The following is a 25,029-nucleotide window of genomic DNA, read 5'->3' as shown; positions in this document are numbered from 1 at the left end:
TTTCCCCTATAGCTACGCAACCCTTTCACGAGGCTCGACAAAGAAGATGAAAAAATGGAAATGCTTGATCTGCGGCTACATTCACACCGGCGATGAACCCCCTGAGAAATGCCCGGTCTGCGGAGCCCCAAAAAGCCAGTTCATCGAAGTCACCGAACCGTCGGCACCGGCACCGAAGCCGGCCCCGCCCGCAGCTCCCGACACCCAGCCGGCGGCGGATGCTCCGGGACGCGCCGCACCGGCTGCAGCTGCCACAGCGGCAAGACCCGAGCCGGTGTCGCCGTTCAGGGATTCACGCTATCGCCGGATTTTCGACCTGCTGACCGAATACCACGGGCACCCCATTTCGGTCCATATTCCCAATGGCCTGCTGCCCGTCACCATCCTTTTCCTTGTCCTCTCGGCCCTGTTCAGCGTCAAAGGGATGGCCACCGCGGCCACTTACAACCTGGGTGTGGTCGCCCTCTCCATGCCGCTGGTCCTGTTTTTGGGATGGGTCGACTGGCAGAACCGATTCAACGGCGCCATCACCGACATTTTTATCGTCAAGATCGCCTGCGGCATCATCGTCACGGTCGCCGCCTGGTTTCTTTTCATCTGGCTGCTGGTCAACCCGTCAGTGGTCACCACCCCCCACCCCTCCCGGGTTGCCTTTTTCATGATCAACCTTATTATGCTGGGAGCGGCGAGCACGGCCGGATGGTATGGCGGCAAGCTGGTCTTCAAGGACTGATTCCATCTTGCCTTCAAAACAATAGCTGTCCGGCATGGCAACCGACACGACTAGCGATTGAAAGCGAATTGGGATGATAAGGAGAATAATGCAATGAATCAGGCACACGATATTGACGAAGCGCAAATGCGCCAGGTCCAGATGGAGCTGTCCAGAATCCTCAGCGGCCTCAAGCATGAAATACCGGTCTTCCTGTTTACCCAGGTGGGGAAAAACGACGTCTTCAACGATGCGGCCCGGCAGGCCCTGCGTTTTTTCAGACAATTGACCGACAAGATCGTACTGCGGGAATTCGACCTGACCCATGAGAAGGCCAGAAAGATGGGCATCGACCATTCGCCCACCCTGGTCTTCGACCCGGAACGTTACAACGTCCGCTGGCTGGGTGCACCATTGGGCGAGGAAGGCCGCATCTTCCTGGAAGTCCTGCTGCGCATCGGCACCGGTAAAACCGACCTGAGCGAGGCGGCCATGGCCGTACTTAAAAAGATCGAACAGCCTCGCCAGGTAAAGGTCTTCGTCAGCGCGTCGTGCCCCTACTGCCCCCAGCAGGCATTGAACGCCCTCAAGGCGGCCGTGGCGAGGCCGGAAGTGGTTTCCCTGGAAATCATCGACATTCAGGCCAACGCCGAGCTGGCCGACCGTTATGGCGCCCACTCGGTTCCCCAGACCTTTGCCAACGACGTACTCACCGCCCTGGGCGCCCAGACCGAAGAGCTGTTCATGGCCTCCCTGGACAAGATGGCGCAGCAGACCATTTTCATCCCCGAAAGCGATGCTGAAGAGGTGGAATGCCAATTGGTGATCATCGGCGGCGGTCCGGCCGGCCTCACTGCCGGTATCTACGCGGCCCGCAGCGGCCTGAAATCCGTGGTGGTGGAAAAGGGCGTCCTGGGCGGACAGGTGGCCCTGACCCCGGTGGTGGAAAACTATCCCGGCATGAAGGAGGTGGGCGGCAAGACCCTGGTGGACATCATGGTCACCCATGCCCTGGAATACGTGCAGATCTTTCCCGGAGAAGAGGTCGTGGACATCATTCCCGGCGAACCGCACCTTGTCCAGACATCGCGCAGGAAGTTCAAGACCCAGGCCGTGCTTTTTTCCACCGGCGCCTCCCATCGGCACCTGGGCGTTCCGGGAGAGCAACGTTTCTCCGGCCGTGGGGTCAGCTACTGCGCCACCTGTGACGGGCAATTGTTCAAGGGCAAACGGGTCTTCTTGGTCGGCGGCGGCAACAGCGCGGCAACCGAGGCCCTGTACCTCAAAAACGTGGGGGTGGACGTAACATTGGTCCACCGGCGAGACCGCCTCAAGGCCCAGGATGTTCTGGTCAAACAGTTGATCGACAACCAGATCCCGATCCTGTTCAACACCGAGGTCAAGGAGATCCGCGGCGAGAATCGGGTTTCGGAAGTGGTCCTGTTCAACAACGCTACCGGACAGACGGGGCCCCAATCCGCCGACGGGGTATTCATGGCCATCGGCTACGATCCGGCCGTTGATCTGGCCAAAAAGGTGGGCCTGGAACTCACCCAAGACGGTTTCATCAAGCAAGACCACTTCCGCACGAATATCCCGGGCATCTACGCTGCCGGAGACGTGACCGGGGGCTTCAAACAAATCGTCACCGCCGCGGGCTACGGTTCCGAGGCGGCCTTGGCCGTATTCGAAGATATCATCGATCCCTACTGGAAAAAATAATGACCGGGTGTTCGAAGACCGGGGCTCCGCTCCCAGCCAAAACAGCGGCATACAGCCGGGTGACCATGTGCCACATGATGCTTCCTCAGGACACCAACCCGGCAGGCATCGTCCACGGCGGCGTGGTCATGAAGCACATCGATGACGCCGCCGGGGTGGTGGCCCTGCGGCATACCCGCTGCAATGTGGTCACCGCTTCGATCGACCGCCTGGACTTTCACAACCCGGCCTTCATCGGCAACCTGCTCAGCCTCAAGGCCAGCTTGAACCTGGTGGGCAGCACGTCAATGGAAATCGGCGTACGGGTGGAGACCGAAGACCTGAAAACCGGCGAAATCCGGCATACGGCATCGGCATACCTGACCTTTGTGGCTCTGGACGACCGGTTCCGCCCCCGGCCGGTTCCCCCGCTGATCCTGGAAACCGATGAAGATCGGCGGCGCAACCGCCAGGCCCAGGCCCGGCGCCGGGTTCGCCTGGCTGAAAAAAGCCGTGAGACCTCCTGCCGGACAGACCCCGAAGCCTGTCAGACACCCCCTGACTGATCCTCGACCCCAGCCAGTCCGACCGATCGAACCGTCGTGAAAACTCAGCTCAGCCAACCAGACCTGCTATCGGCGATATCCCGAAAATGGGACATCGCCTTCGTGCGCCTGCGTGCGGACCTCTCCCTTGCCGGCAGTCCGGAGCGCACCGCATGGCGAAGCGTGGTGGAGAGCGGCGATGGACGGCTGTTTGTATTGGAGCGGATCCCCTCGAAGGTTTACGGTGTCAAACGTCGGATAGCCGAAATCCTTCAGCAGTTGTCCGACCGGGGCATGCAGCAGGTTGCCGCTTACCTGCCGGATGCCAGCGGCGAATTCGTCCATCTGATCAACCACGGGTTGTGGCAGTTGAGCCCTTATGTGAGCGGCGTCGTTCTGGACCGGCCCGCCTATGCCATGGACGGCTGGCGGGGCGATGCGGCCGCCGATTTTCTTATCCGGTTGATCCGCGCCAGCAGGCAAGCCCCACTGGCTTTGGATCCGTCGTCGTTTTCCATCACCGCCTACACCCTGGATCTGTTTACCACGCTGTCCGGCCGGGCCCCGGAAATTGCCGACCGCTATCGGCCATTTATGGCGCACCTGGAAAAACGCCTGTTTCCCGTTGTCGAACGGCTTCCCATGGGTTTTTGCCACGGAGACGTGCATCCCATCAACATCATATGGGGGGCCCGGTCCATTCGTGCAGTCATCGACTGGGAGTTTTGTGGCGTGAAACCTGAAATTTACGATCTGGCCAACCTGCTGGGATGCCTGGGGATGGAGGATCCGCAGAGCCTGGGCGGTCCTTTCGTGCACCGGCTGGTCAGCCGGCTGAGACGATCGACCATCTTTTCCGACGAAAGCTGGGACGCCCTGCCAAACCTGATGCTGGCCATACGCTTTGCCTGGCTCAGCGAATGGATGCGCAAGAATGACCGGCCGATGATCCGCCTGGAAGCCGACTATATGGCGCTCTTGTTGGAACACCGCAAGGATCTGGAAGCTATGTTTTTTCGGGCAGCCTGACCACCATCACCGGGATGGCGCTTCTTCTCACGACCCGACGGGCCGTGCCGCCCATGAGCGCTTCCTTGAACATGCCGAAGCCCCGGGTGCCCATGATGATGAGGTCCGCATCATTCAGATCGGCCTGATGAAGGATCTCGTCGGCGGCGATGCCCTCCTTGACGATGATCTTGTCCACCTGAAAGGTACAGGCATCCACCTCGTTACTGATTTCATCGCAGAAATTGCTCAGTCGGCCCTTTATGGTCGATATGAAGTCGGCCTGCTTTTCCTCCTGAAGCTTTTTCCATTTCTCCTCACCCACATATCCATGGATCTGCAGAAAGGTTTCCGCGGTAAGCCTTTCGATGACATGCAGAATGGTGATTCGCGCCCCGTACTGCTGACCCAGGCTGGCGGCGTAATTGTAAGCGTAGCGTGCATTTTCAGACAGGTCGGTGGCATAGAGAATATTTTTGATTTGAGGCAGCATAATCACTCCTGTATAGGTGTCATCGCCGATCCACCGGCGGGTTACAAATCATACGGCATGGATGCGTCATTCACCCCAGGGCCACATCCAGAATCATCATGGTGGTGAAGCCCAGCACGGTGCCAATGCTGGCGATGTCTCCATTGTTGCCCCGCTGGGATTCGGGGATCACCTCTTCGATCACCACGAAAATCATGGCCCCGGCGGCAAAGGAGAGGGCATAGGGAAGGATCGGGTAGAAGAACATGACCGCCGCCGCCCCCAACACGCCGGCCACCGGTTCCACCATACCGGATAACTGCCCATACCAAAGGGCTTTGCCCCGGGACATGCCTTCCCGTCTCAGTGGAAGCGACACCGCCATGCCCTCGGGAAAATTCTGCAGGCCGATGCCGATGGCCAGGGCCACGGCGGCCCCCACGGTAGCCGATCCCAAGCCGGACGCCGCAGCACCGAAAGCAACGCCGACCGCCAGCCCCTCCGGAATGTTGTGCAGCGTGATAGCCGTTACCAGCAGCGTCGACCGCTGCCAGGAGGTCTTCGGCCCCTCGGCTTCGCTGGTGGGAAGCCCCAGATGCAGGTGAGGCAGCAGCATGTCCACCAGTCGCATGAACAGGGCGCCGCCCAGAAAACCGACGGCTGCCGGCAGCCACGGGATCATGCCGGCCTCCCCGGCCATCTCGATGGCCGGGGCCAGCAGGGACCAATAGCTGGCGGCAATCATCACACCGCCGGCAAACCCCAGGGAGGTGTCCATCAGCAGCGGACTGACCCGTTTGGTGAACACGACGATAGCGGCGCCTAAAGACGTTACTCCCCAGGTAAACAAGGTGGCCAGCAGGGCCTGGGTCATGGGGTTGAACGGAGAAATATAATCACGCATCTCACCCCTCCGAAACGCGGGCCGTCCGTCCGGAAGGCATCCATTTCAGTATGGCCGAAGGCACACGGCAGCAGTCTACGATAAGGCGCCTTGCCATCAATCTCCCAACTGGGCCATGTGATCGTCGTAAAGGGTTTCGAACGTCTGTTTATGCTTGGCCTCTTCCTGGGCCAGCATTTTGAAAAGCTTGATGCAGTCCGCATCGTCGGTTTTGGTGGCCAGTGCGTTGTATAGTCGCAGGGCTTTTTCCTCGCGCTTCATGGCCAGCCGGAGAATTTCGGCAAAATCCATTCCCGGCTCGTACTTCATGTCCACGATGTAATCGCTACGTTTGATATCCGGAATCCACACGTAGTCATACTCCACCACGGACCGATTGCCCTTCTTGAACTCCTCTAAAAGGATTTGGTGCTTTCTCTCCTCCTCGACGAACTCGGCCAGGGTCTGTTTGGATGCCGGAAAGGTTTCCCTGTCGACCAGTTTCTGGTAAAAACTGACCGCCTGTATTTCCCTTTCAATGGCGAAATCGAGGATCTCTTCGAAGGAATTGAAATTCATGTTACCCCCCCTGATTCAGAAAATGATAATCGATGGAACGGAACTAAATATACGGTTACTATCTTTTGCTTGCGGAAAAGCCGGTTCGCAATTAAATCTGTGGATGCGCACGAACATACTAAAAAAGCAACTAACATGCCATTGGTTTTTTTGGTACCGGATCCGACTGACTCCGCTGAACAGTGGTCTTTAAATAAATTGTAACAATTCAGTGCCAACAGCACTCTATAGCCCATAACGACCAATTATCAAACCCGCTTCAGGAGGTGTTAAATGAACATTGACCGAATGATTCTCGCCTTTGCCGGATCCATGATCCTGATTTCCCTGCTTCTGTCTCAGGTTCACAGCATCTACTGGCTGTGGTTCACCGCTTTTGTCGGTGCCAACCTGCTGCAGTCCAGCTTCACCGGATTCTGTCCGCTGGCGAAAATTCTCAAACCGTTGGGACTCAAACCGGGCAGCGCCTTCGATTGACATCCAAAGCGACCTGAAAAAGATCGTCCGCCCAATCGAGGCCTCTGGATTCATGGTCGATGTTTTCCGGGCCAGCGGGCAGTATATGCAGATGCAACCATGCAAAAAGACCGGTGCCCATAAAAGAACACCGGTCTCAGAAGCCTGCACCGGTTGCCAACGGCCAAGCAGAATGATGGGAAACGCTTGCGTTTGGCTAGCCAGAACTAAGTTCGGCGCAATGGGGTCGTTTAGATCCCACAGAAATCCCGCCTACGGTCAATGATGAGTCGTCCTTCCTGAACTCCTTACGTCTTCAACACCCCTTGTCAATGCACATCGAGCTTTTGCTTGAGCCAGGACTTGACCTCACCCTCAATCGCCCATACGCCTTTATGCCTGCCCTGGGAATGCAGGTAACGTTTTTTAAGGTCTCCGGGCATCTTTATCTTTGCCAGTTCCACCGCTTCGTCACTATTCCTGCGGATAAAGTAGATCACCGGTTCATCTTTCCAGGTATTGACCACGAAATAGTGGGATACATCATCCTTCGAACGGATCACGTAATTTCCACGGGCCCAGTTGTTGCCCCATTCCAGATAAAGGCGAACGGCCTCCTCCGGGGTCATTTCCCAGTCGATGGAATTAACCAATTCCGGGTTACGTTTGATTTCCTCAAGATTCATCATGTCGGCACTCCTGAAGGTTTATTGCTCCGGCGTCCGGCCGGTTGGATTAACGGTTGTTATTCTGAATCTGTTCGGCTAGAATAGAGCCAAAAACATGCCAAAACCGCCCACAGGCTGAATTGATCGTAGCTAAATAAAAATATTTTAGATTATCGCATAGTTAATGACCATCCAGCACTGTGCTGAACGTGGCATCGTTGGAAAACGCCTGGCGTCATTGACAGCTTTGATGTTCGCACGCCTTAAAACGATACACTATTGTCCCAATAAAAAATAATACATGAAACAGATTCTTCAAGACACTGACAGGTATTACGTTATTGGCATTTAATCATAACCCGTCAGCCACAAAAACTTGCATTTTGCGCAAAATGGCACATGTTATTGGGCAAATTATTTCAAACCAGCTCACACTGCCAGGTATGGGCTGGTGAGAAGAGACAAAAGCCGAAAGGCAGTCGTTGACTGCCACCAGACATCACCCGTTCGATGCATTGAGTTTTTCATTCTTCCATGGACGCTTGTAATTACCTTATTCCGGACGGCAGTTCCCGACCGAGTTGGAAGAGACTCGCCTTCGACTGGTTTCGGGTGCTGGCCACCGCCGGCCTGCTGCTCTGGTTCGTCTATGCAGGTGGTGCGGGGCTGGGGTACAACTGGCAGTGGTACCGGGTACCCCGGTATCTGTATAGCTTCGCGGAAGGCCATTTTCTGGCCGGCCCCCTGCTCGAGGGGTTAGTGGTGACGCTCAGGGTGTCGGCCGTCTCGCTGGTGCTCTCCAGCCTGCTGGGCCTGATTACGGCGGTCTGCCGTCTATCCGGGTCTTTTGCCGCACGAGCCATCGCCAGGGGCTACCTGGAGCTGATCCGCAATACCCCCTTGCTGGTGCAGCTGTTTTTCATCTACTTCGTTTTTTCACCCATGGTGGATCTGAGCCGTTTTGCATCGGCGGTCCTGGCATTGAGCCTGTTCGAAGGCGCATATGCCTCGGAAATTATCCGCGCCGGCATCCTGGCCGTTCCCCAAGGCCAATGGGAAGCGTCCAAAAGCATTGGACTGGGCCGGTACCGCACTTACCGGCATGTGGTACTGCCCCAGGCCCTTCGGCACATGACCCCGCCGCTGGTGAGCCAGGCCGTCTCCTTGATCAAAGACTCGGCCCTGGTGAGCACCATCGCCATTTACGACCTGACCATGAAGGGCCAGGAGATCATTGCCGAGACGTACCTGGTCTTTGAGCTGTGGTTTACCATCGCGGCCATCTACTTGATGTTGACCCTGTCCTTGTCGCTGGCCACCCAGGCCATGGAAAAACGGCTGGCCCTGGCAGGTTGAGAGGGTTCGGTGTGACCCTGAATATCATTTTAATCAAAGAAAGGAGACTATTCATGAGAATCGTGACACGTATGACCCGTATGATCATACTGGCCATCCTGGTTGTCGCCCTGACCGGCATACCTGGCGCGATGGCCGCCGACAGCCAGGACAGTGTCGTGGAGCAGGTCATCCAGCGCGGGGCGCTGCGGGTGGGCATGTCCACTTTCGTGCCCTGGGCCATGAAAGACAAAACCGGCAAACTGATCGGTTTCGAAATCGACGTGGCCACCCGCCTCGCCGAAGACATGGGCGTCAAGGTCGAATTCGTTCCCACCAAATGGTCCGGTATCATCCCGGCGCTGCTCACCGGTAAATTCGACGTCATTATCGGCGGCATGGGCATTCTGCCCAGCCGCAACCTGAAAGTCAATTTCACCGACCCCTATGATTTTACGGGCATGTCCATGGTTGCCAGCAAGAAGATGGCCGCCGGCATGACGGGCATCGAGGCATTCAACAAACCCGGTATCGTTATTGCGGCCCGCCTGGGCTCCACCGCGGTCACCGCCACCAAAAAATACCTGCCCAACGCGGAAATCCGCATGTTCGACGACGAGGCCCAGGCTTACCAGGAAGTGATCAACGGACGCGTACATGCCGTGGTCGGTTCGGCCCCCACACCCGCCTTCCAGGCCATCAAGTACCCGGACAAGCTCTTTCTGCCCATTGACGGCACGTTTACCCGGGAACCCATCGGGTTTGCCGTGCGGAAGGGTGATGTGGACACCTTGAACTATTTCAATAACTGGATAGGCTACGTAAATGCCGAGGGCTGGCTGAAAGAACGCAAAACCTACTGGTTTGAAACCAAAGACTGGGAATCTCAGATTCAGTGATCGTTAAGAAAATCAGAATCACCGCCACGGACCTGATCCTGCTGGCCGGGGTCGGGGCCGCAGGGGTGTGGCTGCTCTACCAGGCCACCGTGCAGGTCCAGTACAGATGGAATTGGCAGGCCGTTCCCCAATACCTGCTGCGCCTGGATGCACCCAGCGGCCGCTGGGTGCCCGGCCTGATCCTCCAGGGGGTGCTGGTTACCCTGCGCCTGAGCGTCTGGGCCACGATACTGGCCCTGATCATCGGCACCGTCATGGGGCTGTTCAGGACCAGTTGCAGCCGCTACCGCCGCATGATCGGAAGCGGGTACGTGGAGCTGATCCGCAACATCCCGGTGCTGGTGTGGATCTTTATCTTCTACTATTTTATCGGGGACCGCCTCCTGCCCGCCATCGGCATCAGCCGGGCGACATTCCTGGACACCGGCCCGCTGTCCGGCATCTTACGGCTGCTCGTTGCCGAGCCCGCCCGGGTGCCCATTTTCATCTCCGGCACCGTGGCCCTGGCGGTTTACGAAGGGGCATACATCACCGAAATCATCCGGGCCGGCATCCAATCCATCGACAAGGGCCAGTGGGAGGCATCGTCCGGACTGGGCTTCACCCGCACCCAGCAGTTGCGCCATATCATTTTCCCCCAGGCCCTGCGCCGGGTGATGCCGCCCCTGGCCGGCCAGTTCATCTCCACGATCAAGGATTCGGCCATCGTCTCGGTGATCTCCATCCAGGAACTGACCTTCCAGGGCATGGAACTCATGGCCGCCACCTTTCTCACCTTCGAGGTATGGATTACGATCCTGGCGATCTACTTCGTCATCTGCCTGGCCTGCTCCCTGCTGGTGGAACGGTTTGAGCTGCACCTGAAAAAAGAGACTCGACCCGCCTGACGGATCGCAACCGCGTCGGTTGATTCTACGAGCCGCGGAGAAGGGAGGCGGATCCCATTGGCGGGGCAGCCTGACCGGTTGGGCAGGCGTCCCGCCCGGAGAGATCCAAACGGGAAAAAGCCTTCAGGGGCGGGACCGGCCAGCAGGATTACATTTCAGAATCGGCAGGCTGTACCTGACGATGTTCTGCAGATGAAAGCGGCTGTCCGGACCCATTTGTGTAAACTTGATGCCGACGGTTTCTGCATCGCTGCGAACGATCTCGCCATCCGCATCAACGTGCAAGCCCTGCGGGGTTCCGTCAATCAGGATGGTTACTGTGCATTCAGCCCCTACCGGCAAACTGTCCTCGACCTCCAACAGGCAGCCGCCCACGCTGAGATTGAGGATCTGCTGAACGGTATAGCGGGTATCGGCCACGGTAATTTCCGCAGGCATATCGGAGAATATGCGATCGGAGCGTCTTTTTTCTTCAGACATGAAAACTCACTTTAACCAAAATTGGGTGAACGGTCGTTAAAACGTCATATGGACGGTGTTACGATAACGGGATCGCGGTTCAAGGCCTTGATGGTGCCGAGCGTCAACCCCCAGGCATCCGCTATCAGCTATGGGCGTTGAAACTCGGCACCGACTATTGGCAGGGTGCGAAAAAACCGGTTCCGGCCGGGCACTAATCCGCCATGACGAATTTGCCGCCCTTGACCTGCACGATCACCATGGAGTCCACATCCAGGCCATTGTGATCCTCCGGGGTGAGGTTGTAGACGCCGGAGACGCCCACATAGCCGTTGGTCTGTTCGATGGCTGCGCGCAGGTCGCCGGCCTGGGTGCCGGCCTTTTTCATGGCGTTGGCGACAATCATGATGGCATCCCAGGCATAACCGGAATGCGTATTGATCGGAAACTGCTTGTCGTAACCGTAACCATCCGTGTAGAGCCGGATGAATTCATTGATGACCGGCTTCTGGGGATCGCTGTCGGGCAGCGCATCCACCACCATCAATTTCGTGGCCGGCATGCGGTCACCCTCTGAGGCCTTGCCGGCCAGTTCGATGTACTTGGGATCGGGCAGGCCGTGGCACTGGAACAGGGGCAGGTCGATGCCCAGCTGGGATTTGTTCTTCGAAACGATGGATCCGGCCGGGCCGATGGTCCAGACCACCAGGGCCTGGGGCCCGGCGTTCTTGGCATTGGTCAACTGGGCGGTCATGTCGGTGTCTTTGGGGCCGAAGGCCTCTTGGGCCACCACCTCGATGCCGAAATCGGGGGCCAGCTTGGTCAGCCAGCGCACGCCGTCCTTGCCGAACCCGTCGGAGGCGGTCAGCAGGGCGATCTTGGTAAGCCCCTTTTCTTTGAGGTACATGTAGAGTCGCTTGACGGCCACCGAGGACCGCTGGGGCGACTTGAACACCCAGTCGAAGGGGCCCAGCTTCTCTCCCCCCATGATCACCGGGTCGCCGCCTACGGTCATGAAAGCCGGAATCTTGCCCTCATGGATGATCTTCTTGACCGCCATGCCGGTACCGGTTCGTGTGGGCCCGATAATGGCGGCCACCTTGTCCTTGTAGATGAACTTCTTGGCAATGTTGACGGCCTTGGCCGGATCCCCCTCGGTGTCGCCGACGATCAGCTCGATGGGCTGGCCGTTGACGCCGCCCTCCTTGTTGATCTTGTCCACCACCATGTCGGCCACCAGCTTGGTGGGCGTACCGATGAAAGCCGCCGGACCGGACAGGTCGAAAAATGCCCCGATTTTGATAGGTTCTTGGGCTGCAGCGCTGCTACCGGCAACCACCAGCATGGTCGCGACGACCACGGCCGCCAATCGATTTATCCGTTTCATCTTCTCCTCCTTCTCTGTGATTCAGTTTTTGTGGCGTTGTTTGCCGACAATCCTCTTCCTTGAAATAGGTCCGTTCCTCTATATTGATAGTTTTGATTCAAGCTGAACCGATGTGTGTTCATAAAGGGTAGGTTGCGGTTCAGATCAAGGCCGCAGCATGTTTCAGACCGGAGGCGTAGCAGCGCTACGTCGAGGATCTGAAACATGTGAGAACGCCGATCTGGACCACAAGATGCCATTTAGGAACATACATCAGACGATTTCGTCCGTGATTCTTGTATCAAACACCCGCTGGCTCTTGCGCTCGGTGCGGGGCAGCTGGCAATAGTCCGCCAGCTCGACGTCGACGGATACCATCAGCTGCCTTTTGATCTGGTAGACGGTTTCGTGAACCAATTCCGCCGTCCTGCCGGCATCCACGGCCTGCCCCCTTTCGATGACCAGCTTCATGTAGTCCTTGCCGGTTGCCCCGTCGCGGGTCAGGACGATCTGGTATTCGGAGCCCAGCCCGGGAATCGCCGAGAGAATGGTATCGATGGTCGAGGGGTAGATGTTGACGCCCCGGAATTTGATGGTGTCGTCGCTGCGGCCCTTGATGCGCGAGTGACGGGGCATAACCGACCCGCAGGTGCATCTGCCGGAAATGATGCGCGTGATGTCCCGGGTGCGGTAGCGGATCAGCGGCGCCGCTTCCTTGCTCAAGGTGGTGACCACCATTTCGCCCCACTCACCGTCCGGCAGGGGCTGAAGGGTTTCCGGGTCGATGATTTCCAAGATGTAATAGTCGCCCCAGTAGTGGATGCAGTCATGATCGGCGCACTCGATGCCGGTGCCGGGGCCGTAAAGCTCGGTGAGGCCGGTGATGTCGAAGAGCTCGGCACCGCCGAAAAGTTCGGAGATTTTGCGGCGCATGGACCGTGAGCTGCGCTCGGAGCCGTAGATGATCTTGCGGATATTTATTCGATCGGCGATGCCGCGGCGATGGATCTCTTCAGCCATGAGCAGGGCCATGGAGGCGGTGCTGCAGAAAACCGTCGAGCGGACATCCTGCATGAACTGCAGGTGCATGTCGACGTTGCCGGGCCCCACCGGGACGGCCATGGCGCCGACCTTCTCGCACCCCAGCTGGAAGCCCATACCGGCCGTCCAGATACCATAGCCCACGGCGATCTGGACACGGTCCAGGGGGGTGACGCCGGCCATTTCGTAGCAGCGTGCAAAGAAGTGAATCCAGTCGTCCAGGTCTTTCTGGGTGTAGCCGATGATTTTACGCTTGCCTGTGGTGCCTGAACTGGCGTGGATGCGCACGATCTGCTCAAAGGGAACCGCACGCAGGGGAAACGGATAGAACTCGCGCAAATCGTCGGCGGTGGTGAAGGGCATCCGCCTGAGATCGTCCAGGCTCCGGATGGACGCGGGATCGACGCCGGCCGATTCCAGACGCTGGCGGTAAAAGCTGGAACCTTCATAGGCATGGCGCACGGTCCACTGCAACCCCTTGAGCTGGTGGGCGGCCAAGTCCTGTTCATCGCTAAAATCGGGCATGAATGTGTGGTGATGCATGTCGGGTTTCTCCAAACGGATGTTGGTCAGACCGGCGGCACCCAGCCGGCTGGCCGCGGGTTTCTCTTGGCTGGCGGCACCCAGAAAAGCGGCGCGCAGCCGTGGGTCGACGAGCAGATCCTGACTGCTTCCCTGCTGGACGATGCGGCCGCCGGCCATCAAAAAGGCCTTGTGGGAGGCCGAGAGCGCGCGGGCCGCGTTTTGTTCCACCAGCAGGATGGTCACACCGGAGCGGGCCAATTGGTGAACAATGGCAAATATCTCATCGGTGATCAAGGGCGCCAGCCCCAGGCTGGGTTCATCAAGCAGCAGCAGGCGGGGCCGGGCCATCAACGCACGGCCCATGGCCAGCATCTGCTGCTCGCCGCCGGACAGGGTCCCTGCCGCCTGGTCGCGCCGCTCGGCCAAACGGCCGAAGCGATCGTATACCGCCCGCATGCGCCGGGCGACTTCCTTTCGTCCGGTCTTCAATGCAACCGCACCCAGCTGCAGGTTTTCCGCCACGGTCAGCTGCGGGAAAACCTCACGCCCCTCAGGCGTCAGCGCCAGGCCCTGGCGAACCATCTGCACCGGCGAGTTGCCGGTAACAGGGCGACCCGCCAGGCACACCTCCCCTGCCGAGGGTTTGATGAGGCCCATGATGCACTTCAACAGGGTCGATTTACCGGCGCCGTTGGCACCCACGAGGGCAACGGTCTCCCCCGGATCGATGCTCAAATCCACACCGAACAGGGCCTGGGCGGCCCCGTAATGGGCGGTCAACTGCTCGATGGCCAGCAAAGGGGATCCGCTCATATCAGGCCGTGGCCTCCATGCGACCCAGGTAGGCCTCCAGAACCAAGGGGTTGCTGCGGACCTCCTCCGGCTTTCCACAAGCAATGCAGCGACCGCTGTCCAGGACCACCACCTGGTCGGCCACGTCCATTACCAGTTCCATGTCGTGCTCCACCAGCAGCATCGTGTAGCCGGCGTTGCGCTGCCGTCGAATGTGGCGCGCAATCTGTGCCGTTTCGTCCGTGTTCAGCCCGGCCACCGGTTCGTCCAACAGCACCAGCCGGGGATCGCCCACGAACGCCCGGGCCATCTCCACCCGCTTCCTCTCCCCGTAGGAGAGGGCTGCGGCCGGCCAATGAGCCCTTTCCGCCAGGCCGAAGTCGTCCAGGGCCTCCAGGGCCTTGAGGCGCAGCTGCCGCTCCTGGTTGCGCAAAGCCGGCAGCCGCAGCATGGAAAGGGCGAAGGATCGCTCGGCCCTCACCGTCAGCCCTGTCAGGACATTGTCCAGCACGCTCAACCGGGCAAACAGTTTGAGGTTCTGGAAGGTACGCGCCACGCCCAGGGCGGCGATGTTGTGGGCCGGCCGTGTTTGGATGGCCTGATCTTCCAGCAGGATTTCGCCGGCCCCGGCCCGGTCCACCCCACTGACACAGTTGATCAGGGTGGACTTCCCGGCGCCATTGGGGCCGATCAGCGCCGTGATCCGCCCCCTGGGGATATCGAAGGAGACATCTTGCAGGGCCGGCAGGCCGCCGAACCATTTACTCACCTTTTTAAGCGCTAACATCTCTTCTCAATGCAATGTGCGTTCTCACCGTATCCACAATCCCCGTGACCAGCCCTTGAGGCAGAAAAAGTAGAATGGTTACCAAAATCAGGCCGTGGAGGATGTCCTTGTATGTCTCCAAGGCCTCGATCCATTCGGGCAGCAGGGTAATAAACGCCGTTCCGAACAAGGTTCCCCAGATGGAGCCCATCCCCCCCACAACCACCATGATCACGAAATCCACTGAAACGAAGATGTCGAACGAGTCCGGGCTGACGAAGGCGTAGCAATGGGCGAACAGGCTGCCGGCCACGGAAGCCAGCACCGCCGAGAGAACGAACACCTTAACTTTTGAGCTGCGGATGTCCACCCCTAAAGCCGACGCTGCGATTTCATCCTCGGCCAGGGCGGCCAGGCCGCGGCCCACGCCGCTGCGTACCAGGTTGAGGCACAGCAGCAGAGCCAGTATGGTAAAGGTCCACACCAGGTAATGAAAGTGGATTTCGTTGTCGAACACCACGGTTCCGATGGCCAGGGACGGTACTCCGGCGAAACCGCTGGGCCCGCCGGTGACCGCATCCCACTGGACCAGGATGGTGTAGACCACGATATTGAATCCCAGGGTGGCCATGGCCAGATAATGCCCGCTGAGCTTGAGCGCCGGCACGCCCACGGCCAGGGCGATGACGGCGGCGATCAGGGACACGGCGATCATCACCGGCCAGGCCGGGCCGCCCAACGTGGTGGTGCCAATGGCCGACCCGTAAGCACCGATGGCGAAAAAGGCCGCATGGCCCAGGCTGATCTGACCAGCATAGCCGATGAACAGGTTCAGCCCCAGCACGACCATGGTGTAGATGCCGATCAGGTTGGACAGGCCGAGGTGGTAAGGATTGCTTTCGATCATCGGCCAGACCAGCAGCAGCACGGACAGGGCCAGAACGGTCAGGCCGGTACGGTGCAGATAGATAAAGTATAAAATGTTGTCTCTAATCGTTAGCATGGCGGTTCAACAGAGCGTTGATCAATATCAGCATACAATCACTTAGAGAAGGCAGAAGCCAGGAGTCAGAATCCAAAAGAGCGAAGCGCAGCGACATCCTCTTCCTTCCGGTTTCTGTAAGCTGAATTCTTTCTTTTCACTTTCCCATCATCTCCCCAAGAGTCCTTTTGGTCGCACAAAAAGAACCAACAGCAACACCACGAATGCCGCTACATCCTTGTATGCGCTGCTCCAGTATCCGGCCGACAGGGATTCCAGCAGCCCCAGCAGCACCCCCCCCAGCACGGCGCCGGGAAATGAGCCGAAACCGCCCAAAATGGCGGCGGCAAAGCCCTTGAGCCCCAGCAGAACGCCCACGTCATAGCTCAGGGTAGTGATGGGAGTCACCAGCACACCGGCCAGTCCGCCCAATCCGCCGGCCAAGGCAAAGCTGGCCGCCTTGACCCGCCCCACGGGAATGCCCACCACCATTGCCGCCGTCTGGTTGGAGGCCACGGCGCGCATGCACAGGCCCAGCCGGGTACCGCGAAAGAAAAACACCAGCAGGCCGATGGCCAGGGCGGTAATGATCAAAATAGCCACAGCCTGCGGCAAAATGGCGGCGCCGGCAATGCGCAGGGGTTCCTCGCCGGCCAGCGGCGGGACGGCCATGCGGTTTTTTCCCCATACCAGCTTCATGACGCCGCGCAGGATGATCGAGATGCCGATGGTGAGAAAAATCAGTACCAGGTGATTCTTGGAACGCGATGGCCGGACGCCCAGGCGTTCGACAAGGATGCCCACCAGGGTGACGCCGGCCACGGCACCGGGCAGGGCAACCGCCATGGGCAGACCGCTCCAGAACAGGCCGGTGAACAGGAACATGCCGCCCAAAGAGACAAAATCCACCTGGGCAAAATTGACGATGCCGATGGTGTTGTGGACCACGCAAAACCCCAGGGCGATCAGCGCGTAAATGGCACCGTTCGTCACACCGGCAAATACAAATTGCAGCAGGTCCTGAAAACCGGACACTGTTCCTCCGCATAGAAACGATCTTGAGTTAAAAGTGACCCAGACTACGTCACCCGCGGGCACAGGTCAAGTAGGGAAATGCGGCTCAATGTGGTTTGGCAGAGGCTGCACATCAGCGATCCGTCGGCAAGACAACACGATCTCCGCAAAATCGAAGCCATATCACCTGATGGCACCCATCAACCACCCTCGACAATTGATCCATTAACGTGTAATAGCAGCATGGTATCTTTCCAAATGATCCACCCCGACATGCGGCAACGGAATTCATTATCGATGTGAGGAAAGTATGAAACAGGCAGTTAAAAAAGTACTCATGATGGGTAATGAAGCCATTGCCCGCGGACTGATTGAAAACGGGTGCGGCATGGCGACCGCTTATCCGGGTACCCCCTCCTCGGAGATCCTCTCCTCGGTGGCCGAGATCAGCAAATCGCTGGACTTGAACATGCACATCCAATGGGCGGTGAACGAAAAGGTGGCCTTCGAGATCGCCTACGCCGGCTGCCAGGCCGGACTGCGAACGGCCGTCAGCATGAAACAGGTCGGGCTGAACGTGGCGTCGGATCCGTTGATGAGTGCGGCCTACATGGGAACGGCCGGCGGTTTCGTGATCATCAGTGCCGACGACCCCGGCCCGCATTCGTCCCAGACCGAACAGGACAGCCGCATGATGGCCATGATGGCCAAAATTCCCGTGCTGGACCCGGATTCACCACGCCAGGCCAAGGAGATGGTCACCATGGCCTATGGCCTCTCCGAAACCTTTAACACCCCGGTGATGCTGCGGCCCACCACCCGTGTGTGCCACTCGCGCCAGGATGTGCGTCCCGGCACCATCCGCCAATTGCAGGTGAAACCGGATTTCAAGAAAGATCCCACGCGTTGGGCGGCGACACCCAAATTCCGCTATCGGCTCCACCTGGAGTTGGAAGAGAAGCTGGCCCGGATCGCCGGCCACGAGGCCACCGAGCCCGTTCGGCACAACCCGGCGGCCAGCGGTCAGCGGGCCGTGGTCGCCTGTGGCGTGGCCGCCGCTTACACGGCAGAGGCCATCAAATCGCTTCAATTGTGGGGTGACCTGCCGTTTTATCAGGTGCGCCAGCCATTTCCGCTGCACACGGCCTTCATCCGGCATCTGCAGGAGGCCTATGACGAAGTGCTGATTTTAGAGGAGACCACGGCAATCATCGAGATGCAGCTGGCCGACCGCAGCCGCATCAAAGGCAAATTGAACGGGGCGGTTCCACGGGTGGGCGAACTCCTGCCCGAAACGATCACCGCCCTGCTGGCCGCGTTCGCCGGCGTAAAAACCAATATTCCCTCACTGGTCCAGGCGCCCGGCCGGCGACCGACCCTGTGTGCCGGCTGCCCCCACCGGGCCAGCTTCTTTGCCATCAAGAAAGCGGCGCCGCGCGGCATCTACACCAGCGACATCGGCTGCTATACTCTGGGGCTCAATCTCAAGGCGGTGGATACGGTGCTGTGCATGGGCGCAGCCATCAGCCAGGCCGCCGGATTCTACCATGCCTACAAATACCAGGAGAAGCGGCCCGATATCGTGGCCACCATCGGCGATTCCACCTTTTTCCATGCCGGTGTGCCCGCCCTCGTCGACGCGGTGAACCAGAATGTCGGCATGGTGCTGGTGATCCTGGACAACCGCACCACGGCCATGACCGGCAGCCAACCCACCCCCGCAACGGGCAAGAGCGCCACAGGGGAAGCCCTGGTCAAAGTGGATATGGAAACCCTGGTCAACGGCTGTGGGGTAAAATTTCTTGAAGTCGGCGATCCCTATGATACCAACGGGTTCATTGCCATGGTCAAAGCGGCGGTGGCCTTCAGCCGCAGCGACGGGCCGGCGGTGGTCATCGCCCGCCACCCCTGCATCATCGACCTGGCACGCCAGGGAAAGGCGGCCGACCCGATCGAGGTCACGGTAACCGGGGACTGCGACGGTTGCGGCTTCTGCCATCAGCATTTCGAATGCCCGGCACTGGTGGCCGTGGACGATGGCCAGCGCTCCGCCGTGGACGCCCTGGCATGCAACGGGTGCGGCGTGTGTCTGGACATCTGCCCCAAGGGGGCGATCCAAAGGGCCTGAGTATCGGGTCCCTGTCGGTCGGTTTAGGGTTTGGGGATCAGGCAAAAAAAGGACAGGACTGCTTAAACCATCAGTCTTCGCGCCAAAACCGAATGAAGAGAAAAGTCATGAAAGCAGCACCAACATACCAGATCGTAATCAGCGGCGTCGGCGGACAGGGCGTGTTGTTCATCACCCGGCTGCTGGCCGAAGCGGCCATCCAAAAAGGCCTGCCCGTTTTCACCTCCGAAACCCACGGCATGGCCCAACGGGGCGGCACGGTGATCTCCCATCTCAAGATCGGTGACTTCGCCAGCCCGCTGATCAGCCCGGGAAACGCCGACGGCATGATCGCCCTCAAGGCAGAGAGCCTGGACCAACACGGCGGCTATCTCAAGCCGGGGGGATGGGCGGTGATCAACGGACCTGCGCCAATGGTGACCGAAGCGACCGCGGCGCGATGTTATCTGGATGCAGACCGAGTTGCCCGGGAAATCGACGACCCCCGATCCGTGAATCTGATCATGCTCGGGTTCGCCCTTTCCAAGGCCCGTCTCGGTACATGCGGCCGCGATGGGCTATATTGTTCCGCACACGATGTCGAAGCCATTCTGGAAAATCGCCTGAAGGGGAAAAACCATCGGCGGCAGTCGTCTCTCCGGGCGCTCAAAGCCGGTGCTGAAAGCACGCCGGCCGGCTGAAAACCCGACTGGGGGGGGCCGTTTTCCACCACCATCAAGACCTGACCGGTTGCTGCCGCAGCGGTCGCCGCTGCCTTTACACCAGACCGGATTTGATCTATTCTGATCGTCAGCAGCCCGATTCCGGGCATCCATTACGCGTCGACCGGCCATCCGGCCGAAGGAGCGTACGCCCATGGAACATAAAACGGAAAAGCAAATGAGCCCGGCGGAACTGGCCGACCAGCTGGAGGCCATGGCCCGCCAGCTGCGCAACGGGAAGTTTAAAACCGCAAGCGGCTCCTGGCCGGTCCCGGAAGCGGTGTCGGCCAAGATCAAGATCGTCGAAAAGAAGGGACGCCTGCAGACCCGCCTCAAGTTCAAGTGGTCGACGGTGGAGGATTATGCGCCACCGCAAAAAGCGGCCGTGAAAGACTGGGAAGACCGGTTCAAGGCGGTCAAAAAACGGTTGGGCCGATCATTCAAGGCCCTGACCCGAGCCGCCGGCCAGGATACCCTGCCGGACAACCTGATCGTCGGGCAGTATCTGAGCGACTCCGCCGATTTCGAAAGCCTGTCCCATGAGCAGTGGCCCGAAGAGATGGCGGTTTATCGGGACCACGTGCAGAATATGAAGCGGGCTGTGGACGATGCCCGGCTGGCCGATTTTCAGCACGAGGTACGAGACATTCGATCAGCCATGACGGCGTGCCACCGGGCCTTTAAATAGAGAAACAGAGACATGGCGAATCATTCCCACAAAGATGCCGCGACGCTTCATGCCATGATTGCCGACAATGAAGACTGGCTGATTGACCGAATCCTTTTTTACGCCAAACGCCAGGGGTACACCAAATATACATCCACCTTGCGGGAAGCCTGGCGGCAATCCATCGCCGGGCTCTCGGCCCCCTTACTTGCCGCCCTGGAAAAAGGCATGCCCGATGTGGAACTGGAACCGGATGGCGAATACACCGCCGACCCCCTGGCCCGCTTCGGTATTTTGGCGGCCAAACGCCACCTTGAACGGGGGGTCAGTCTGGGCATGTTCCTTGGGCTGATGAAATACTACCGCCAGAGCTACATGGACCTGATCGATCAGCACGCACCGGATCCGGCAAGTGGAAGTCGCTTTTCTCTCACCTTGAAACGGTTTTTCGACCGCATCGAAATCGGTCTGGTCTCCGCGTGGAGCACACCGGAACAAAATGATCAACTGGCGGATCTCCAGCGGGCCAACCGAACGATCACCAACGAAAAAAACAAATACCTGACCATCTTCGAAAGCTTTCAGTCACCGGTGGCGGTGCTCGATCGAAACAGCCGCATCGACACCACCAATCACGCCTGGGCAACCCTTTTCGGAGGTGCCGCGGTACCGGGCGCCGATTATTACGATAGCACGCGAATCAACCCGCCGGTGGCATGGCTTTCCAAAGAAATTGACCGGTTCGTCGCCAGCGGGAAGGCTGAAAAAACGATGGAAAGGTTGGTGGAGACGGCCATGGGCAGCCGACACCTCTCCATCAAGATCAAACGAATGCTCGATGTCAGTGAAAAGTTCAGCGGTTGTGTGATTATTCTCGACGATCTGACCGATCGGAAGCAAGCCGAATCGGCCCTCCGGGAGACCACCCGTAATAGCGAACGCCTCCAGGGGGCGCTGGAACTCGCCGGCGCCGTCTGCCATGATTTGAACCAGCCGCTCATGGCGATCACCGGCTATGCGGAGTTGGTAATGATGGACTGCCCCGAGAATGGCCCCCATGTTCAAAAGCTAAAAAAAATCGTCGAGCAGGTCGCCAAAGTGGGGCGGATTACCAAAAAGCTGATGCATGTCACCCGCTATGAGACCAAACCCTATCTTGACCGCCAAATCATCGATATCGAAAAATCCTCCGACCTTTAACAGCGGTTCAACCCGGGCACAGACGGCAGGGTGCTGAAACGCTCGCCTGCCGACGTTGCATCTTGATAGTTTCCGAAGAATCGATTACATTCGACTCGATATAAACCCACGCGAACGTGAGGTGTTCCCATGTTTACCGCCCAGGATATTCTCGATATTGCCATACGGTTGGAAAAAAACGGTGAGAAAACCTACCTGGATGCCCGGCGGCATATATCGGATGATGAATTAAAAACCCTGCTGACATGGATCGCCCAGGAAGAGCACGATCACGCCCGCTGGTTTACCGAGTTGAAGAACCGATTGACGCGAGGGGAGGATCACCATCTGATAGCGGATTTGAGCCGGGCCCTGGTGGAGGATGTGGTCAAGGGTCAGGCCTTTTCCCTGCAGGAAGTCGATTTCGAAACCATCGACACTCCTGATAAAATGATCCGCACTTTTATTGGATTTGAAGACGACACCATCGCCTTTTACGACATTCTGAAAACTTTCATCGACGACACGGGCATCGCCGATCAACTGGAACAGATCATTTCAGAAGAAAAGAAACACATGGCAACGTTCCGGGAAATGTTGGCAGGGGGCTGAGCCATCCACGCATGCCGGCATCCCTTTTCCTCCGCACGAATGGCCCGCCAATCCGCGTCTTGTTTCCCGGTGGAGCCTCATTATTCCGGAATCCGCCAAATGGCCCCGCTGCCTTGACTTTGGAAGACCTTCCCTTTATGGTACGACGGTTTAAAAATTCCGGCCCGCAGGCCAGTCAATAAGGGATACCGCTATCCATGGACAAACCGTCAGATCGAAGCCCTCAACTGTTACTGCTGGTGGCCGGGGCCAAAGGAGCCATCGGCACCACCCTGGCGGCGGCCGTTGCCGCCATGCAGGAGAATCCCCAACTGGTACTGCCCGGACTCACCACCGCCGGCAAATTTCCCTTTTTAGGCGACTGTACCTCCGTCGCCATGGCCGGTTGGGACCTGTCCGCAGATGACATCACCGGTGCCATCGCCCGTCACGGTGTGCTGCCCGAGGGCATGTGGCGACCCTATGAATCCCGTCTGGGGCATCTATCTGTTTTCAATACCCCCGACGCGTCGCTCTCTATTGCAGACCAGGTCAAGCAGTTGCAGGCGGATATCCGGCAATGTCGCGAGCGCTGTCCGGATGCCCGTCCCGTAATGATCAACCTGCTGCCGGCGACCTGCGACATCGCCGATCCGGCCCGATTCACGGCTGTCGACCAACTCCTCAGCCAACCCGCTGCGGGTATCCTGCCGGACCTGGCCTACATGATCGCGGCCATCGACGCCGGCATCCCGGTGGTCAACTTCACCCCCAACACGGTTGAACTGCCCGCCATTTGCAGCCTTGCCGAGGCCAAGGGCGTTCCCATCGCCGGGCGCGACGGCAAGACCGGCCAGACCTACTTCAAGGTGGTCCTGGCCTCGGCCCTGAAAGCGCGCGGTCTGTATGTGGACGGCTGGTACAGCCTCAACATCCTGGGCAACGCCGACGGGCTGAATCTGATGGACCCGGACCATGCCTGCGGCAAGCTGAACAATAAAACCAGTCTATTGGACGATATCCTCGGCTATTCGGTGGGTGAACGCTACGGCCGGTCAGCACACAAAGTACACATCGACTACTATCCCCCCCGTGGTGATGCCAAGGAAGCCTGGGACGTCATCGACATAACGGGGATCTTCGGCATGCCCATGAGCCTGCGCCTTAACTTGCAGGGCCGGGACTCCATCCTGGCCGCCCCCATGGCCCTGGACCTGGCCCGCTGGGCAGCCGCCCTCCACGCCGCCGGATTCGCCGGCCCCGTTCCCGAACTTGGGTTTTATTTCAAAAAGCCCGTGGGTGAGCGCGCGCCGTTGACCTTCGAAGACCAGCTTGCCGCCCTGGCAAGCCTGGAATCCCGGATCGACTCCCGCATCGCCGAACAATCTCACGGAGACGGATGACGACGTTGCCGCAATAGAAAGAAATTGGAATGGGGCGAAACGTGATCGATCCCAAGCGGGCCATGCCCGCCATGGGGATCATTTTTATGCGGGTATGCGCCCCTCCGGTAGCCCCATCAACAGGTAGAAAGGATCGCCCCCATGGTTTTCGGTTACAGCACCAACGCCTTCGTCAACTATTCCCTGCTGGATTCCTTTGACATGATCGCCGGACTGGGCTTTGCCGGCGTGGAGATCATGTGTGACCAGCCCCACCTTTACCCGCCCGAATATGACGAAGCCGCGCTGGCGAAGGTGAAAACCTCGCTGGAGCAGAACAAACTGAAGCCCACCAACCTGAACAGCTTCACGCTGTTTGCGGTGGGCGACACCTACCTGCCCTCCTGGATCGAGCCGGAGGCCGAACGCCGGCGGATCCGCGTGGACCACACCCTGGCCTGCCTGGAAATTGCCGCATGCATCGGATGCCGCAATATCTCGGTGCCGCCGGGAGGACCGTTGCCCAACGGCATGACCCGTAAAAAAGCCCTGCAGCTGTTCCACCAGGGAATGGACCAGGTCATCCCCAAAGCACAGGAACTGGGAGTGCAGCTGCTCATCGAACCCGAACCGAACCTGCTCATGGAGCGCACCGCGGAGATCAAGCCCTTCGTGTCCGAGATCCAGGCACCGGCCGTCGGCATCAACTTCGACATCGGCCACTTCTACTGCGCCGGTGAAGACCCGGCCGCCGCCTTCGAAGAGCTTTTCCCCTGGGTCGGCCACATTCACGTCGAGGACATCGCCCCCACCCGCGAGCACAATCATCTCATCGCCGGCCTGGGGGCCATCGACTTTGCGTCGGTATTCACCGCCATGAAGCGGTCAGGTTACGAGTATGACATGAGCCTGGAGCTTTACCCCTACACCGATCGGCCGGAGGCGGCCGGCAAGGAAAGCCTGGCCCACCTGCTGCCGTTGATGAGGCAGGCGGGCCTGCATGATTAATAGTTGAACCGGAGGTCAATCCATTTTCCAAAATCTTGAAATTAGTTAAAGTCCTCTCCTGATAGGTCAAAATTTCTCAGACTTGTTGGAATTTGCTTCCTGATAGCCTGAAATACAAATTCATCGGGTACTAACCCGCCTCAAGCTTCATAGCAGCTACCTGTCATGCCGGGAATCGTGTGGTACGATCTGGCTATTGTTAAATCAAATCACTTTCCATAAGTTGATTTCACAGCGAAAAACGGGCCAGGATTGTATCTGGAAATAACCGCCTATCAGAAAA

General features: G+C 58.7%; 25 protein-coding genes. 15 read left to right on the top strand and 10 right to left on the bottom strand.

Going from position 1 to position 25,029, the window contains the following annotated elements:
- Positions 1-46: 46 nt before the first annotated feature.
- From ACZCED_RS14190 to ACZCED_RS14175, 4 genes are all read left to right on the top strand, one after another.
- Positions 47-733 carry a rubredoxin-like domain-containing protein gene (locus tag ACZCED_RS14190; RefSeq protein WP_462969050.1) on the top strand — a complete coding sequence of 229 codons (687 nt, stop codon included), beginning with the start codon at positions 47-49 and terminating at the stop codon, positions 731-733.
- Between the two features lie 93 nt (positions 734-826).
- The gene (locus ACZCED_RS14185) at positions 827-2,434 is read left to right on the top strand and encodes an FAD-dependent oxidoreductase (protein ID WP_462969051.1); all 1,608 of its coding nucleotides are present in this window, start codon (positions 827-829) and stop codon (positions 2,432-2,434) included.
- Positions 2,434-2,979, top strand: coding sequence for an acyl-CoA thioesterase (locus ACZCED_RS14180; RefSeq protein ID WP_462969052.1), 546 nt, complete (start codon positions 2,434-2,436; stop codon positions 2,977-2,979). The genes ACZCED_RS14185 and ACZCED_RS14180 overlap by 1 nt, the downstream gene beginning before the upstream one ends.
- A 36-nt stretch (positions 2,980-3,015) precedes the next feature.
- Positions 3,016-3,987: a phosphotransferase enzyme family protein gene (locus ACZCED_RS14175; RefSeq protein ID WP_464861059.1), complete on the top strand. Its 972-nt coding sequence runs from the start codon at positions 3,016-3,018 to the stop codon at positions 3,985-3,987.
- On the opposite strand, the gene ACZCED_RS14170 is transcribed toward ACZCED_RS14175, so the two are convergent.
- The 3 genes from ACZCED_RS14170 to ACZCED_RS14160 form a co-directional block, all read right to left on the bottom strand.
- Positions 3,965-4,459 carry a universal stress protein gene (locus tag ACZCED_RS14170; RefSeq protein WP_462969605.1) on the bottom strand — a complete coding sequence of 165 codons (495 nt, stop codon included), beginning with the start codon at positions 4,457-4,459 and terminating at the stop codon, positions 3,965-3,967. The two genes, ACZCED_RS14175 and ACZCED_RS14170, sit on opposite strands and share 23 nt — an antisense overlap.
- 70 nt (positions 4,460-4,529) lie before the next feature.
- Positions 4,530-5,342 (bottom strand): ZIP family metal transporter, encoded by an 813-nt coding sequence (locus ACZCED_RS14165; RefSeq protein ID WP_462969606.1) that lies wholly within the window; start codon positions 5,340-5,342, stop codon positions 4,530-4,532.
- 96 nt (positions 5,343-5,438) lie between these two features.
- A complete protein-coding gene (locus ACZCED_RS14160; RefSeq protein ID WP_462969607.1) occupies positions 5,439-5,900 on the bottom strand; it encodes a ferritin-like domain-containing protein in 462 nt (153 codons plus the stop codon).
- Between the two features lie 273 nt (positions 5,901-6,173).
- Between ACZCED_RS14160 and ACZCED_RS14155 the strand changes: the two genes are divergently transcribed.
- Positions 6,174-6,377 (top strand): YgaP family membrane protein, encoded by a 204-nt coding sequence (locus ACZCED_RS14155; RefSeq protein WP_319258779.1) that lies wholly within the window; start codon positions 6,174-6,176, stop codon positions 6,375-6,377.
- 308 nt (positions 6,378-6,685) lie between these two features.
- Here ACZCED_RS14155 and ACZCED_RS14150 read toward each other — a convergent pair whose 3' ends face one another.
- A complete protein-coding gene (locus ACZCED_RS14150; protein WP_462969608.1) occupies positions 6,686-7,045 on the bottom strand; it encodes a DVU0772 family protein in 360 nt (119 codons plus the stop codon).
- A 513-nt stretch (positions 7,046-7,558) separates the two neighbouring features.
- On the opposite strand from ACZCED_RS14150, the gene ACZCED_RS14145 reads away from it, so the two are divergent.
- The 3 genes from ACZCED_RS14145 to ACZCED_RS14135 are packed head-to-tail and all read left to right on the top strand — an operon-like array spanning position 7,559 to position 10,145.
- A complete protein-coding gene (locus tag ACZCED_RS14145; protein ID WP_464861058.1) occupies positions 7,559-8,380 on the top strand; it encodes an amino acid ABC transporter permease in 822 nt (273 codons plus the stop codon).
- A gap of 53 nt (positions 8,381-8,433) precedes the next feature.
- Complete coding sequence (locus tag ACZCED_RS14140; protein WP_464861057.1) at positions 8,434-9,258, top strand: transporter substrate-binding domain-containing protein; 825 nt, start codon at positions 8,434-8,436, stop codon at positions 9,256-9,258.
- The gene (locus tag ACZCED_RS14135) at positions 9,255-10,145 is read left to right on the top strand and encodes an amino acid ABC transporter permease (RefSeq protein WP_462969611.1); all 891 of its coding nucleotides are present in this window, start codon (positions 9,255-9,257) and stop codon (positions 10,143-10,145) included. The genes ACZCED_RS14140 and ACZCED_RS14135 overlap by 4 nt, the downstream gene beginning before the upstream one ends.
- A 123-nt stretch (positions 10,146-10,268) precedes the next feature.
- Here ACZCED_RS14135 and ACZCED_RS14130 read toward each other — a convergent pair whose 3' ends face one another.
- The 6 genes from ACZCED_RS14130 to ACZCED_RS14105 all read right to left on the bottom strand — a co-directional run bounded on the left by ACZCED_RS14130 (position 10,269) and on the right by ACZCED_RS14105 (position 17,111).
- Positions 10,269-10,625 carry a PilZ domain-containing protein gene (locus tag ACZCED_RS14130; protein WP_462969612.1) on the bottom strand — a complete coding sequence of 119 codons (357 nt, stop codon included), beginning with the start codon at positions 10,623-10,625 and terminating at the stop codon, positions 10,269-10,271.
- 193 nt (positions 10,626-10,818) lie between these two features.
- Positions 10,819-11,991 carry an ABC transporter substrate-binding protein gene (locus tag ACZCED_RS14125; RefSeq protein WP_462969613.1) on the bottom strand — a complete coding sequence of 391 codons (1,173 nt, stop codon included), beginning with the start codon at positions 11,989-11,991 and terminating at the stop codon, positions 10,819-10,821.
- A 252-nt stretch (positions 11,992-12,243) separates the two neighbouring features.
- Positions 12,244-14,349, bottom strand: coding sequence for an ATP-binding cassette domain-containing protein (locus ACZCED_RS14120; RefSeq protein WP_462969614.1), 2,106 nt, complete (start codon positions 14,347-14,349; stop codon positions 12,244-12,246).
- A 1-nt stretch (position 14,350) separates the two neighbouring features.
- Positions 14,351-15,115, bottom strand: a complete 765-nt coding sequence (locus ACZCED_RS14115) for an ABC transporter ATP-binding protein (RefSeq protein WP_462969615.1) — start codon at positions 15,113-15,115, stop codon at positions 14,351-14,353.
- Positions 15,102-16,097: a branched-chain amino acid ABC transporter permease gene (locus ACZCED_RS14110; protein WP_462969616.1), complete on the bottom strand. Its 996-nt coding sequence runs from the start codon at positions 16,095-16,097 to the stop codon at positions 15,102-15,104. Before ACZCED_RS14110 ends, ACZCED_RS14115 begins: the two co-directional genes overlap by 14 nt.
- A gap of 147 nt (positions 16,098-16,244) precedes the next feature.
- On the bottom strand, positions 16,245-17,111 hold the full coding sequence (locus ACZCED_RS14105) for a branched-chain amino acid ABC transporter permease (protein WP_462969617.1): 867 nt from the start codon (positions 17,109-17,111) through the stop codon (positions 16,245-16,247).
- A gap of 289 nt (positions 17,112-17,400) precedes the next feature.
- Between ACZCED_RS14105 and ACZCED_RS14100 the strand changes: the two genes are divergently transcribed.
- From ACZCED_RS14100 to ACZCED_RS14070, 7 genes are all read left to right on the top strand, one after another.
- Positions 17,401-19,218: a thiamine pyrophosphate-dependent enzyme gene (locus ACZCED_RS14100; protein WP_464861056.1), complete on the top strand. Its 1,818-nt coding sequence runs from the start codon at positions 17,401-17,403 to the stop codon at positions 19,216-19,218.
- Positions 19,219-19,325: 107 nt separating this feature from the next.
- Complete coding sequence (locus ACZCED_RS14095) at positions 19,326-19,898, top strand: 2-oxoacid:acceptor oxidoreductase family protein (protein ID WP_462969619.1); 573 nt, start codon at positions 19,326-19,328, stop codon at positions 19,896-19,898.
- Between the two features lie 175 nt (positions 19,899-20,073).
- Positions 20,074-20,607 carry a GAK system XXXCH domain-containing protein gene (locus tag ACZCED_RS14090; RefSeq protein ID WP_464861055.1) on the top strand — a complete coding sequence of 178 codons (534 nt, stop codon included), beginning with the start codon at positions 20,074-20,076 and terminating at the stop codon, positions 20,605-20,607.
- A 12-nt stretch (positions 20,608-20,619) separates the two neighbouring features.
- Positions 20,620-21,786, top strand: a complete 1,167-nt coding sequence (locus tag ACZCED_RS14085; protein ID WP_464861054.1) for a histidine kinase dimerization/phospho-acceptor domain-containing protein — start codon at positions 20,620-20,622, stop codon at positions 21,784-21,786.
- Positions 21,787-21,915: 129 nt separating this feature from the next.
- Positions 21,916-22,377 carry a ferritin family protein gene (locus tag ACZCED_RS14080; protein WP_464861053.1) on the top strand — a complete coding sequence of 154 codons (462 nt, stop codon included), beginning with the start codon at positions 21,916-21,918 and terminating at the stop codon, positions 22,375-22,377.
- Positions 22,378-22,574: 197 nt separating this feature from the next.
- A complete protein-coding gene (locus ACZCED_RS14075) occupies positions 22,575-23,759 on the top strand; it encodes an inositol-3-phosphate synthase (protein WP_462969623.1) in 1,185 nt (394 codons plus the stop codon).
- A gap of 141 nt (positions 23,760-23,900) precedes the next feature.
- Positions 23,901-24,746, top strand: coding sequence for a sugar phosphate isomerase/epimerase family protein (locus ACZCED_RS14070; protein WP_462969624.1), 846 nt, complete (start codon positions 23,901-23,903; stop codon positions 24,744-24,746).
- Positions 24,747-25,029: the final 283 nt, after the last annotated feature.

Source organism: Desulfosarcina sp., assembly GCF_055467485.1.
The sequence above is the reverse complement of the archived record's forward strand: the minus strand, read 5'-3'. Positions and strand labels throughout refer to the sequence as shown.

Coding starts and splice junctions, on each gene's coding strand:
- ACZCED_RS14190 (WP_462969050.1), top strand. CDS start 47: ATGAAAAAATGGAAATGCTTGATCTGCGGCTACATTCACACCGGCGAT.
- ACZCED_RS14185 (WP_462969051.1), top strand. CDS start 827: ATGAATCAGGCACACGATATTGACGAAGCGCAAATGCGCCAGGTCCAG.
- ACZCED_RS14180 (WP_462969052.1), top strand. CDS start 2,434: ATGACCGGGTGTTCGAAGACCGGGGCTCCGCTCCCAGCCAAAACAGCG.
- ACZCED_RS14170 (WP_462969605.1), bottom strand. CDS start 4,459: ATGCTGCCTCAAATCAAAAATATTCTCTATGCCACCGACCTGTCTGAA.
- ACZCED_RS14165 (WP_462969606.1), bottom strand. CDS start 5,342: ATGCGTGATTATATTTCTCCGTTCAACCCCATGACCCAGGCCCTGCTG.
- ACZCED_RS14160 (WP_462969607.1), bottom strand. CDS start 5,900: ATGAATTTCAATTCCTTCGAAGAGATCCTCGATTTCGCCATTGAAAGG.
- ACZCED_RS14155 (WP_319258779.1), top strand. CDS start 6,174: ATGAACATTGACCGAATGATTCTCGCCTTTGCCGGATCCATGATCCTG.
- ACZCED_RS14150 (WP_462969608.1), bottom strand. CDS start 7,045: ATGATGAATCTTGAGGAAATCAAACGTAACCCGGAATTGGTTAATTCC.
- ACZCED_RS14145 (WP_464861058.1), top strand. CDS start 7,559: ATGGACGCTTGTAATTACCTTATTCCGGACGGCAGTTCCCGACCGAGT.
- ACZCED_RS14140 (WP_464861057.1), top strand. CDS start 8,434: ATGAGAATCGTGACACGTATGACCCGTATGATCATACTGGCCATCCTG.
- ACZCED_RS14130 (WP_462969612.1), bottom strand. CDS start 10,625: ATGTCTGAAGAAAAAAGACGCTCCGATCGCATATTCTCCGATATGCCT.
- ACZCED_RS14125 (WP_462969613.1), bottom strand. CDS start 11,991: ATGAAACGGATAAATCGATTGGCGGCCGTGGTCGTCGCGACCATGCTG.
- ACZCED_RS14120 (WP_462969614.1), bottom strand. CDS start 14,349: ATGAGCGGATCCCCTTTGCTGGCCATCGAGCAGTTGACCGCCCATTAC.
- ACZCED_RS14115 (WP_462969615.1), bottom strand. CDS start 15,115: ATGTTAGCGCTTAAAAAGGTGAGTAAATGGTTCGGCGGCCTGCCGGCC.
- ACZCED_RS14110 (WP_462969616.1), bottom strand. CDS start 16,097: ATGCTAACGATTAGAGACAACATTTTATACTTTATCTATCTGCACCGT.
- ACZCED_RS14100 (WP_464861056.1), top strand. CDS start 17,401: ATGAAACAGGCAGTTAAAAAAGTACTCATGATGGGTAATGAAGCCATT.
- ACZCED_RS14095 (WP_462969619.1), top strand. CDS start 19,326: ATGAAAGCAGCACCAACATACCAGATCGTAATCAGCGGCGTCGGCGGA.
- ACZCED_RS14090 (WP_464861055.1), top strand. CDS start 20,074: ATGGAACATAAAACGGAAAAGCAAATGAGCCCGGCGGAACTGGCCGAC.
- ACZCED_RS14085 (WP_464861054.1), top strand. CDS start 20,620: ATGGCGAATCATTCCCACAAAGATGCCGCGACGCTTCATGCCATGATT.
- ACZCED_RS14080 (WP_464861053.1), top strand. CDS start 21,916: ATGTTTACCGCCCAGGATATTCTCGATATTGCCATACGGTTGGAAAAA.
- ACZCED_RS14075 (WP_462969623.1), top strand. CDS start 22,575: ATGGACAAACCGTCAGATCGAAGCCCTCAACTGTTACTGCTGGTGGCC.
- ACZCED_RS14070 (WP_462969624.1), top strand. CDS start 23,901: ATGGTTTTCGGTTACAGCACCAACGCCTTCGTCAACTATTCCCTGCTG.